Origin of the sequence: Paenibacillus sp. GCM10023252 (genome assembly GCF_042653305.1) — a bacterium.
Taxonomy (GTDB): Bacteria; Bacillota; Bacilli; order Paenibacillales; family Paenibacillaceae; genus Pristimantibacillus.
The window spans coordinates 113,439-125,586 of sequence record NZ_JBHSHW010000021.1; the positions used below are offsets into that span (position 1 = coordinate 113,439).

General features: G+C 52.8%; 8 protein-coding genes. 5 read left to right on the forward strand and 3 right to left on the reverse strand.

What is annotated here, in order from left to right; genetic code table 11:
* Positions 1–35 precede the first annotated feature (35 nt).
* The 4 genes from ACFO9Q_RS11415 (at position 36) to ACFO9Q_RS11430 (ending at position 7,123) form a co-directional block, all read left to right on the forward strand.
* Positions 36–740, forward strand: coding sequence for a TIGR02206 family membrane protein (locus ACFO9Q_RS11415; protein ID WP_379181952.1), 705 nt, complete (start codon positions 36–38; stop codon positions 738–740).
* Positions 724–2,376: a DUF2339 domain-containing protein gene (locus ACFO9Q_RS11420; RefSeq protein ID WP_379181954.1), complete on the forward strand. Its 1,653-nt coding sequence runs from the start codon at positions 724–726 to the stop codon at positions 2,374–2,376. The genes ACFO9Q_RS11415 and ACFO9Q_RS11420 overlap by 17 nt, the downstream gene beginning before the upstream one ends.
* Positions 2,377–3,249: 873 nt before the next feature.
* Complete coding sequence (locus ACFO9Q_RS11425) at positions 3,250–5,607, forward strand: BclA C-terminal domain-containing protein (protein ID WP_417621572.1); 2,358 nt, start codon at positions 3,250–3,252, stop codon at positions 5,605–5,607.
* Positions 5,608–5,620: 13 nt separating this feature from the next.
* Positions 5,621–7,123, forward strand: a complete 1,503-nt coding sequence (locus ACFO9Q_RS11430; RefSeq protein ID WP_379181956.1) for a glycosyltransferase family 2 protein — start codon at positions 5,621–5,623, stop codon at positions 7,121–7,123.
* Positions 7,124–7,222: 99 nt separating this feature from the next.
* On the opposite strand, the gene ACFO9Q_RS11435 is transcribed toward ACFO9Q_RS11430, so the two are convergent.
* The 3 genes from ACFO9Q_RS11435 to ACFO9Q_RS11445 all read right to left on the reverse strand — a co-directional run bounded on the left by ACFO9Q_RS11435 (position 7,223) and on the right by ACFO9Q_RS11445 (position 10,770).
* Entirely contained in the window at positions 7,223–8,734 is a 1,512-nt protein-coding gene (locus ACFO9Q_RS11435; RefSeq protein WP_379181958.1) for an alpha-glucosidase/alpha-galactosidase, read from the reverse strand.
* A gap of 151 nt (positions 8,735–8,885) precedes the next feature.
* Positions 8,886–9,800 (reverse strand): AraC family transcriptional regulator, encoded by a 915-nt coding sequence (locus ACFO9Q_RS11440; RefSeq protein WP_379181960.1) that lies wholly within the window; start codon positions 9,798–9,800, stop codon positions 8,886–8,888.
* Positions 9,793–10,770, reverse strand: coding sequence for a helix-turn-helix domain-containing protein (locus tag ACFO9Q_RS11445; RefSeq protein WP_379182743.1), 978 nt, complete (start codon positions 10,768–10,770; stop codon positions 9,793–9,795). The genes ACFO9Q_RS11440 and ACFO9Q_RS11445 overlap by 8 nt, the downstream gene beginning before the upstream one ends.
* Positions 10,771–10,820: 50 nt before the next feature.
* Between ACFO9Q_RS11445 and ACFO9Q_RS11450 the strand changes: the two genes are divergently transcribed.
* Positions 10,821–12,119 (forward strand): alpha-glucosidase/alpha-galactosidase, encoded by a 1,299-nt coding sequence (locus ACFO9Q_RS11450; protein ID WP_379181962.1) that lies wholly within the window; start codon positions 10,821–10,823, stop codon positions 12,117–12,119.
* Positions 12,120–12,148 lie beyond the last annotated feature (29 nt).

Sequence of the window (12,148 nt, forward strand, 5' to 3'; positions counted from 1 at the left end):
ATGAGATTAAATGTAGGAGCTGGAGGGATGAGAGGTTGCCACTGTTCACATGGAGTCACCTAGGTGCGTTAATCATATTGATGCTGGCTGTGTATGTATTAATCATTAGTCGAGTGGGCTTGAGAGCACCGGAGGTGAACGGCAGGCTCCGAGTAGGAATAGCTGCTCTGCTGCTCAGCAGTGAGATTGGAATTCAGCTATGGTACGGACGGTCAGGGCAGTGGGGTTGGCATACCCTTCCCTTGCAGCTCTGCAGCATGACCGTTCTGTTGTCAGCGGCTGCCCTGTATATTCGCTCGAACTCATTAAGAGATGTTACCTTCTTCCTCGGCATTCTAGGTGCGTTGCAGGCGCTGATCACTCCTAACCTGGATTACAGCTTCCCTCACTTCCGATACTTGCAGTTCTTCCTTGCTCATATCGCCATCGTAGCCGCTAACATCTACTTACTCGCTGTGGAGAGATACAGGCCTACTCTCAGCTCTGCCCTTCGAGCCTTTCTATGGCTTCATGTGCTGGCGATCCCAGCGGCAATCGTTAATTATGCTGCGGGAACGAACTATATGTTCTTGGCCCGCAAGCCCGACACAGCTTCCTTGCTGGACCTATTAGCTCCATGGCCATGGTATCTGCTCCAGCTGGAATTGGTCATCATGCTCCTCATTATCAGCCTATGGGCAGCCATTAAGCTTGTACTCTATATCAAGAGAGGAAGTATGCAACATGAATCAGATGAATGAATTCGCGAAGAGACACTGGACCTCGCTGCTCGGTGTGCTGTTCATCATGACCGCTATCGTTACGTTATTCAAGTATACCGCTCAGCAGGGATGGATTAGCGATCCGGTAAGAGTCGCCTTCGGCCTGCTCTGCGGAGCAGCATCCTTAACGACTGGTATTCGGCTTGCCGCCAGCAAACGATATCGGACTGTGAGCCAGATTGTAATGGGTACAGGTGCTGGCATTCTCTACACGACGTTCTCCTTCGCAGGCATATACTACGAGCTATGGCCTCCAATGACCGTCCTGCTCGCTATGCTTGGCCTGACAGCTGGCTTAACCCTCTACGCCTATCGCATGGAGTCTAGGCTGCTCATGATTATCGCGCTTACCGGCGGACTGCTCGCGCCGCTTCTCATGCGGCCGGAGACGGATCAAGTATTCGCATTGTTCCTGTATCTGCTTGTGCTGAATATCGCTTACTTCTTCCTGAGCGTGAATAAGGCTTGGCCGGAGCTTCGAAGTACAGCATTCGCAGGAACTTGGCTGCTGTATGTGGTCTATTACGTGCACTTCAGCCCCTCGGTCGATGGATTGTGGAGTATGCCGTTCCGATATGCGGCAGCTGCATTCCTATTCTATATGGTAGGCTTCCTGCTGGCCTCATGGCGCAGCAAGCTTACGTTCGACGGTCTGAATCTATATCTAGGCGCAGCGAACGGCGTATTGTTCGGAAGCTGGTGTCTCGTCTTGCTTGACGGCGTCATGGATTATGCTTATCCACTTGCTGCTATTGGAGCGCTGTATATGCTTGCGGGGGCAGTCATATTCGGTTACACGAGACGACCGGGGTCTGCAGTGGCCACCTATTTCCTTAGCGGTCTGCTGCTCCTCTTAATTGCTGCGGGCCAATTCGGGAATGACCTTGCCTACAAGCCTATACTTACTGTTTTCCTGTGGGGCGGCATTGCAATCGTCCTTGTATGGATTGGACGCGCTCGTCATTACGTTCTGCTCAGCGTGGCTTCCGTTGTCATCTGGTTCATCGTAGTCTGCTATTGGTACGCGGTCACTTGGAATACGCCGCGAGGAGAATGGTTCGGTACCTATATCCCATTCTTGAATTGGGGAGCAGCCGCCTGGATCCTGCTTGCCGCAATCGGCTTCTTCTACGCAGCTAGGCTGATGTTGCCTATGATGACAGAGGAAGGTAATCGTCACCTGTCCCATGGCTACGCGCTTATCTCTCACCTTATAGTAGGGGGGCTGCTGACCGTACAGATTGAGAATATTTTCGAAGAGGTCGATGGGGCTGGCGGGTACTTGAATCTTACGCTCTCTGTGTCATGGGCGGTCTATGCGCTGCTGCTCGTTCTGTGGGGAACCTATCATCGGCAAGCTCTGTTCCGCTGGTTCGGCTCTGTTGTACTGGTGTTAGTTGGAGCTAAGGCGATCTTCCTTGATCTGAGTGGGGAGGAGACCTTGTACAAGGCGTTGGTTCTATCCATTCTAGGCGGAATATCATTCTTAATTAGTTGGATTAATGGACGCTGGAGCGGGAATCGTGAGTTGGATCAGAGTGGGCAGGGTGAAGGGGTAACCGGGTTGTCGTGGACAGATTCGGAAGAGCTGACGAATGAAGCGGATAAGGGTTAGGCTGATGCCGTGTTCACTTCCATTCTCTGACATAGACTGGTGTAATGATGCTGGTTATCGGGCTTGGGCTAAGGCTTGGGTAGTTCGAATATGTGCGGGGGAGGTAATCCTCGTTGAAAAATAAAAAGAAAATCAAAAAAATAAATCAATGCCTTCGATCGCTCAAGAGAGCAAAACGTGAGCTTAGAGCTCGTAAATGCAAAACGGCGGTCATTCGGATGAGACGCGTATCTATTGAATTAAGGGAGCTCCTTGTTGAGAAGGACCGGTGTAAAAGGGTAAGGGGGCAGGAGGGTGAATCGGCGTAGACAACGAAGAGCAGGCTGCATAAGCAAGGTTAACCGCTCCATTCGGAAGCTGCGGCTGGCTAGAAAGGCTCTGCTGAATGGTATGGTTGATGAAGCTCAGGTGAAGCTCGTTCACTCACTCCATGAATTGAATCAAGGTATTAGATGTGTTGATCGTTATTGCGGCTGCGGCTGCAGGCATACCGCTGGGAGAGGAGCCAGAGGAGCAACGGGTCCAACTGGTATGCGGGGTGAAGCTGGGAGCACGGGACCTGCGGGGCCCCAGGGGGGAAGGGGAGCAACAGGTGTAACTGGAGCGCAGGGGGCTGTAGGCGCAACGGGAGCACAGGGAGAGACTGGTGTGGGAGGATTGCAAGGTCAAGCTGGAGCGACCGGTGGGACTGGAGCCACTGGTGCCACCGGTGCAGCTGGCGTAATGGGGGTAACGGGGGCTACTGGCGCAGTTGGACCGACAGGACCAGGTGCTGGAGACACAGGGGTAACTGGTTCGACCGGGGCGACTGGAGCTACGGGAGCGACGGGAGCGAGCGGTGCAGGTGCAACTGGTGCGACAGGTGCAACTGGAATGACTGGATTGGCAGGAGTTGCAGGTGTAGCTGGGGTAACGGGAGTAACCGGTGCGACTGGGGTTACGGGGGATATTGGATTGACTGGAGCGACAGGCGCTTCCGGTGTAACAGGCACTACGGGAACGACGGGTGCTACCGGAGTAACTGGAGTGACAGGAGTGACTGGCGCTACCGGTGCGTCAGGTGCAACAGGGGAGACAGGAGCAACCGGGGGCACTGGTGTAACAGGAGCGACGGGAGTCACTGGTGTGACAGGAGTGACTGGAGCAACAGGTGAGACAGGAGTAACCGGGGGTACTGGTGTAACAGGCGCGACGGGTGTAACCGGTGTGACAGGAGTGACTGGAGCAACAGGATTGACGGGAACGACGGGCGCAACAGGTGCAACAGGTGTAACAGGAACGACGGGTGTCACTGGTGTGACAGGAGTGACTGGAGCAACAGGTGAGACAGGAGTAACAGGTGCCACTGGTGTAACAGGAGCGATGGGTGTCACCGGTGTGACAGGAGTGACTGGAGCGACAGGTGAGACAGGAGTAACCGGGGTTACTGGTGTAACAGGAGCGACGGGTGTCACCGGTGCAACAGGAGTGACTGGTGCTACTGGAGCGACAGGTGAGACAGGAGTAACCGGTGCCACTGGTGTAACAGGAACGACGGGTGTCAGTGGTGTGACAGGAGTGACTGGAGCAACAGGTGAGACAGGAGCAACAGGCGCGACGGGTGTCACCGGTGCGACAGGAGTGACTGGAGCGACAGGTGAGACAGGAGTAACCGGGGTTACTGGTGTAACAGGAGCGACGGGTGTCACCGGTGCAACAGGAGTGACTGGTGCTACTGGAGCGACAGGTGAGACAGGAGTAACCGGTGCCACCGGTGTAACAGGAACGACGGGAGTCACCGGTGTGACAGGAGTGACTGGAGCAACAGGTGAGACAGGAGTAACCGGTGCCACTGGTGTAACAGGAGCGACTGGTGTCACCGGTGTGACAGGAGTGACTGGAGCAACTGGAGCAACTGGATTGACTGGGGCTACTGGAGCAACCGGTGCCAATGGTGTAACAGGAACGACGGGTGTCACTGGTGTGACAGGAGTGACTGGAGCAACAGGTGAGACAGGAGCAACCGCCGCCACCGGTGCAACAGGAGTGACTGGTGCTACTGGAGCGACAGGTGAGACAGGAGTAACCGGTGCCACTGGTGTAACAGGAACGACGGGAGTCACTGGTGTGACAGGAGTGACTGGAGCAACAGGTGAGACAGGAGTAACCGGTGCCACTGGTGTAACAGGAGCGACGGGAGTCACTGGTGTGACAGGAGTGACTGGAGCAACAGGTGAGACAGGAGCAACAGGTGCCACTGGTGTAACAGGAGCGACGGGAGTCACCGGTGTGACAGGAGTGACTGGAGCAACAGGTGAGACAGGAGCAACAGGTGTCACCGGTGTAACAGGAACGACGGGTGTCACCGGTGTGACAGGAGTGACTGGTGCTACTGGAGCGACAGGTGAGACAGGAGTAACCGGTGCCACTGGTGTAACAGGAGCGACGGGTGTCACTGGTGTGACAGGAGTGACTGGAGCAACAGGTGAGACAGGAGCAACAGGTGTCACCGGTGTAACAGGAACGACGGGAGTCACTGGTGTGACAGGAGTGACTGGAGCAACAGGTGAGACAGGAGCAACAGGTGTCACCGGTGTAACAGGAACGACGGGAGTCACTGGTGTGACAGGAGTGACTGGAGCAACAGGTGAGACAGGAGTAACCGGTGCCACTGGTGTAACAGGAGCGACGGGTGTCACCGGTGTAACAGGATTGACGGGAACGACGGGCGCAACAGGCACAACAGGAGTGACTGGCGCAACAGGCGCAACAGGAGCGACCGGAGTAACCGGTGCCACTGGTGCAACAGGAGCAACCGGCGAGACAGGAGTGACCGGCGTTAGCTTAACCGAAACCTCCGCATTTGCAAGCAACACGAGTGGTGGAATAATAGCTGTTATTCTTGGCGGCACGAATGTTCCGCTTCCGAACGCTCAGAATATCGGGACCGGGATTACGATTAATGGAGCGAACGATACGTTCACCGTTGCTAACGCAGGCCGTTATTACATGACGTACCAGATCAATACAACCGCAGCTGTACTTGCCAGCTCGCGGCTGGTTATTAACGGCACTCCCAATCTAGCCTCTACGGTTGACCCCGTGCTGTCGCTCTCTTCCTACAATAATGACGTCATTGTCACGCTTGCTGCGGGATCGACGATTACTTTGCAGTTATTTGGATTAATTGCGGCCGTTACCCTGCTTAGCAATAGTGCAGGAGCAGCCTTGACGATTATCCGTCTATCATAGTGAGGTGCTCCTTATGTCTGAATGCACGAATCGGGTGCTGATTGCAAGTCCCGTTCATCAGAAGGCAGACATCCTTCGTTTATTTCTTCAGTCGCTTGAGAGGTTAACCTGCCAATCCTTGCACGTAGATTATTTGTTCATTGACGACAACGTGGAGGAAGCCAGCTCCGACCTGCTAAGCCAGTTCCTCCCCGCTCATACGACCGTATGGAAGTCTGACTACCGATCCATCTACATTCGAACAGAAGCGGCCCATTGCTGGAATGAACAATTAATCTGGCAAGTCGCCTCTATGAAGAACAGAATCATCCAAGAAGCCATCAGCCTCTGCTATGACTACTTGTTCTTAATCGACTCCGACCTGCTCCTTCGTCCCCCGACCTTACAACATCTGATCTCCCTCAATAAGCCTATCATCTCCGAGATATTCTGGACGAAGTGGCAACCAGATGCAAGACCGCAGCCGCAGGTATGGATGAAGGATGAGTATAAGCAATGGGAAGTGGGAAGAGGTGAGAAGCTAAGCGACACGGAGGTTCAGGAGCGATTCGAACAATTCTTGTTGAGGATGCGAACACCGGGCGTGTATGAGGTGGGAGGGCTAGGAGCTTGTACCTTAATGAGTAGAGAGGCGCTAGTTGCTGGTGTGCATTATGGCGAGATTCCGAATCTGTCATTCTGGGGGGAGGATCGGCACTTCTGCATAAGAGCTGCAGCCTTGGGCATCCCTCTCTTCGTAGACACACATTATCCTGCCTATCACATCTACCGGGATTCTGAGCTTCCCGCTGCAATGGACTATATGAAGCAGAATGGCAAGAGAGCGAAGCTAACCTTGACTATGATCGTTCGCAATGAGAGCGGCAGGTATCTGGCTAGGGTACTTCATGAGCATCGCAAGTACATTGATGAAGCGGTTATTATCGACGATGCAAGCACGGATGATACAGCTGAGCTATGCCGTACCCTGCTTCAAGGTATTCCGCTCAAGCTCATCCGTAATTCGGAGTCCAAGTTCAGCAATGAAGTGGAGCTGAGACGGCAGCAGTGGGAGGAGACCATAGCGACAGAGCCGGAGTGGATTCTTAACCTGGATGCGGATGAGATGTTCGAAGCTGCGTTCCACACCGAGCTGCCCGTACTGTTGAATCAACAAGAGGTAGACCTCTATTGCTTCCGGCTGTATGACTTCTGGAATGAGCAACAGTATCGGGAGGATTCCATCTGGAGGGCGCATCTGCACTATCGACCGTTCCTGCTCCGATATAAGCCAGGCTTCACCTATACGTGGAAGGAGACTCCCCAACATTGCGGTCGATATCCTCAGAATATATTCGAGCTTCATCATCAGCTGTCCGCTCTGCGATTAAGGCATCTAGGCTGGGCGCATCCGGAGCACCGAGCGGAGAAGTTCAAGCGCTACAGCCAGCTCGATCCTGAAGCTAAGTATGGCTGGAAGGAGCAGTACAACTCCATTCTTGATGAGAATCCTCATCTGGTAGACTGGGTGGAATGACGAGACTGATAGAGGAGTTCCTGAGGCTATTCGTATAATTGATAAAAATAAGAGAGCCGTCCTATCTAACGACAGCTCCCTCCCCAATACCCTAATTCACTACTGCTCCACTACTACAGCCGCGCGGTCTGTTCCCTTGTCAGAGGCACCCGCCAGCTTATTGGCTGCTTCGCGGTCCTGCTGCATCTCATCAACCGTCTTCACCTTAAGTCTCGCTGCTCCTTCATTAATCCGCGTCGGAATGAGGTTGCCAGCTGCCAGCCGCTTCTTCGCCTGCTCAATAGCATCGGTGTATTGCGGCAGCCAGGCCTCTCCTGCCACAAGCATCTCATCTACCATCTGCCAGATCTCCTTCGGGTTGCAGACAGCTCCAACGAGGGGATCCATCATGAAGGCTTGGCGGAGCAATCGAACATCCCCGTGAACAGCTGCTTCTACAGCAAGGCGCTGTACGGAGATACTGACGTTGCATACGGCGGCTGGGCCTAGAGGGAGCTCACCTACACGCGGCATGGATATTCCGTTGCCGTCGACATAGCCAGGCGCCTCTATAATGGCATCATCAGGGAGATTGGAGATAATGCCATTGTTGACGACATTGAAGTGTCCGCGGTAGACACGTCCTGTCTCCAGTCCTTCAATAATATAAGAGCCGTGTTCATGGCCGCGTTCCTCTGCTGTATAGGAGAGTGGGGTGTCCTTCATCCAGTTCGGGAAGTCCGTCTCGAACCAGTTACGCCCTTCGGTGCATACTCTTAAGTAACCGCCGGTCTCTCCGTTAATCCAACTGCCCATATCAATCCAATCCTTAATCTCGTCGGCGCGCTTGCGATACCAAGGCAGGTATTCACTTAAGTGTCCATTGGATTCCGTGCTGTAGTACCCGAAGCGGCGAAGCATATCGATCCGCACCTTCTCCGTTCTGGCATAATCAGGGTGATTCTCGAATGCTTCAAGCAGGCCGCCGGTCAGATCCTTGCCTTGGTGACGAATCTGTACATACCATGTCTGATGATTAATACCAGCACATATAATGTCAACCTCGTCCTGCTTCAAGCCGTACACTTCAGCAATCTGATGGTGTCCATGCTGAACACCATGACACAGGCCAATTGTCCGAACACCACCGTACTTGTTGCAAGCCCAAGTGAGCATCGCCATCGGATTCGCATAATTCAGGAGCAGCACATTCGGGTCGGCATTCTCCCGGATATCCTTGCAGATGCTGAGCATCTCCGCAATGCCTCGTTGACCGTACATAATTCCGCCTGCACAGAGGGTATCGCCAACACATTGGTCTACGCCGTACTTCAAGGGAATATCCACATCCGTTGCAAAAGCTTCAAGCCCACCAACTCGAATCGTGCACAGCACATACTTGGCATCCTTAAGGGCTTCTCTGCGGTCGGTGGTCGCCTGAATCTGTATGGACAACCCGTTCTCTGTAATGTCCCGCTGGCACAGCTGGGTTACCATATCCAGATTATGCTGGTTAATATCGGTGAAGGCGACCTCAATATTGCTGAATTCTGGCACTGCCAGCAGATCCTTCAGTAATCCTCGCGTGAATCCAATGCTTCCAGCTCCAATGAACGTAACTTTGAATGACATGATTACTTCCTCCTTCAGGATGACTCCCGCTTGCAAGGGCGCCCCGAACCATACACCTGGCTGTCTTGCAGTAGAGTCTTATATGCTCTTATTGTAACAAGCACTCGTGAGGAAGCGTTATCAATATCGTTACTCATTTGCAATTCGTCTGTCAACTATCCTCACTACTCACATCACCAATCCATCTATGCGTATTGACGGAATGGCGGTATTGAACCGGAGTTAGGGCGGTGTGCTTCTTGAACAGCATATGGAAGTATTGTCTGCTTGCAACACCCACATAATCATAGATCTCGGTCACCGGTATGTCAGTCTGGAGCAGCAGCATCTTCGCCTTCTCGATACGAAGGGAGGTTAAGTAGGCTGTAATCGTCAATTCGGTGTGCTGCTTGAATATTCGGTGCAGATAACCTGGATGAAGGTTGACGGCAGCGGCAATATCCTTCACTTGAATATCCCGATCGTAGTTCTGATGCAGATAGGAGATGGTCTGCTGGACATAGTAGTTCGATTGCTGCATACCGCTGGCTGCTGTCGCCCCCTGCAATCTGCCTATACGAATGAGAAGCTGAGAGAGGAGCAGCTCTGCCATCATTCCCCCGTGCTGCTCTCTGCAATCAAGCTCGAGCACCAGACTCTTCATCGCTTGGTACACTTCGTCCGCATCATGGAGCACAACATAGGAAGCGGGAGTGGAGAGAAGGGAGCTCACTGAAGACTGCTCTGCAGCCAGGACGCGAATTGAAGGCAGCAGACTATCGAGCTTCCTCCAGCGGAATTCCACATTCAGCATGCGGCATGACACCTCATCCTCCATCATGAGCCGGTGCGGCGTTCCAGCATTCAGCAGGATGAAGTCCCCCTTGCTGAGAATGACGCTGTTGCTGCTCCCCTGCTGCTCAATATCTACTCGGCAGGTGCCGGAGATGACATACATGATCTCCATTCCCTCATGGGTATGGCAGGTCATCTTGTATCCATTCCATTGCTTGAAGTAGTACGCATCCACCTTAGGCCAGTAGTCTTCATCAAGCAGGTGTGAATCGAACAACGTCAATCTATCCATGCTGCAGCTCCTCTAGCTTGAATTTGCGATAGCCGGTAGGCGATAGTCCGCACCATTGCCGGAACTGCTTGGAGAAGTATAGAGAATCCTGGTAGCCGACGGAGGAAGCAATCTCGTCAATCGTCAAGGAAGTGGACAGCAGGAGCTCCTGCGCCTTCTCCATGCGAATAGCAAGCAGATACTGCATGGGGGACTTGCCGGTCTTGCGCTTGAACATCTTGGACAAGTGGGTTCGATGATAGCCCAACGACTTCGCCATATGCTCTACCGAGATTGCCTGATAGAACTGCAGCGACATCCAGCGAATGGCCTGATCCACCTGCCTCTCAATATCGGAGAGGGGAGCAGAGCCTTGCGCGATGTGCTGAGCATTAGCCTGTCCAAGCTCATGTAGCAGCAGTCTCAAGATGCCTGAAGATTCAAGATTGGCTAGTGCGGGATGGGTATACGTCATTAGGGATTGCCGTAATCTTGCATATAGAACCTTGAGCTTGCGATAGCGCGGAGAATGAACAATGGGCTGCTCCTGGGTGATGCCTAAGGCTGCTAGTACGGATAGAGCCGCATGTCCGCCTATGCCTGCCCAGGCATATTGCCAAGGGTTAATCGGGTCAGCAATATACGTGATCAAGGCTCCTGGGAAAATAACAAATGTATCACCGGCGCTACATGTATACCGCTTACCAGCAAGCTCATAATAGCCTTCCCCGGCGAACACGGTATGAATGAGAATATAGTCATGAATAGTAGGGCCGATCTGATGTTCGGGGTAAGGATTCGCGTCACCGCTGAATAGAGCCGTTAATTCCCCGTGTGAAGGGGCAGAGTTAGTCGCAATACTATTGCAGTTGTTGTACGGGGTGCTGTTAATCAGAGCAATCCCTCCCTGGTCGTCTACTGCTAGATTAACTTTTGAAACTACAAATGTCCATACTCTTTCTGCTTTTTTCCATACTCGAAATCTGCGTATTTAATTATAGTGAGGGTAAGCACATATCTTCCTAAAAAAGGAGACTAACCATGTCTAAAATTACGTTTCTAGGTGCGGGAAGCACGGTATTCGCTAAAAATGTACTCGGTGATTGTATGCTCACGCCAGCGCTTCAAGGGTATGAGCTGGCTCTGTTCGATATTAATCAAGAGCGGCTTCAGGATTCAGAGAATATGCTTCGCAATATAAAGGAAACGTCGGGCAGCACTTGCACGGTGAGAGCTTACAGTGACCGTAAGGAAGCGCTGCGCGGGGCGAAGTTCGTCGTGAACGCCATTCAAGTTGGCGGCTACGATCCGTGTACCATTACAGACTTCGAGATTCCGAAGAAGTATGGCCTTCGTCAGACGATTGCCGATACGGTTGGGATCGGCGGTATTTTCAGAAATCTGCGTACCATACCTGTTATGCTCGACTTCGCAGCCGATATTCGCGAGGTATGTCCAGATGCCTTGTTCCTGAATTATACGAATCCGATGGCCGTGTTGACCAATGTGATGAATACGTACGGCGGCGTAGAGACGGTGGGGCTGTGCCATAGTGTGCAAGCCTGTATTCCAGGTCTGTTCGACAGCCTCGGTATTGATCAGACTGGTGTGAAGTCGAAGATTGCGGGCATCAACCATATGGCTTGGCTGCTTGAAGTGACGAGAGATGGAGAGGACTTGTATCCAGAGATTAAGCGGCTTGCTGCGGAGAAGCAGAAGGAGAAGCATTGGGACATGGTCCGCTATGAGATGATGCTGAAGTTCGGCCATTATATTACGGAATCCTCCGAGCATAATGCGGAATATCATCCGTACTTCATCAAGCGCAACTACCCTGAGCTGGTTGATCGCTTCAACATCCCGCTGGACGAATATCCGCGCCGCTGCGTGGAGCAGATCGAGCGTTGGGCACAGATGCGTGAGGAGCTCGTGAATGATCAGAATCTAACCCATGAGCGTTCGCATGAGTATGCTTCCTACATCTTCGAAGCGATTGAGACGAACGTGCCGTTCAAGATCGGCGGCAACGTGATGAATACTGGCCTCATTACGAACCTCCCGCGCGAAGCGGTCGTTGAAGTTCCTTGTCTCGTCGATCGCAGCGGCGTAACGCCAACGTATGTAGGTGACCTGCCTCCGCAGCTCGCGGCGCTGAATCGTACGAATATTAATACTCAGCTGCTCACGATTGAAGCTGCCATTACGAAGAAGCGAGAGCATATCTACCATGCAGCGATGCTCGATCCTCATACGGCAGCTGAAATATCTATGGATGATATCGTAGCGATGTGCGACGAATTGATTGAAGCGCATGGTGACTGGCTTCCAGCCTATAAGTAAGCGGTAAAAGTTCATCCTATGGTCAGTCG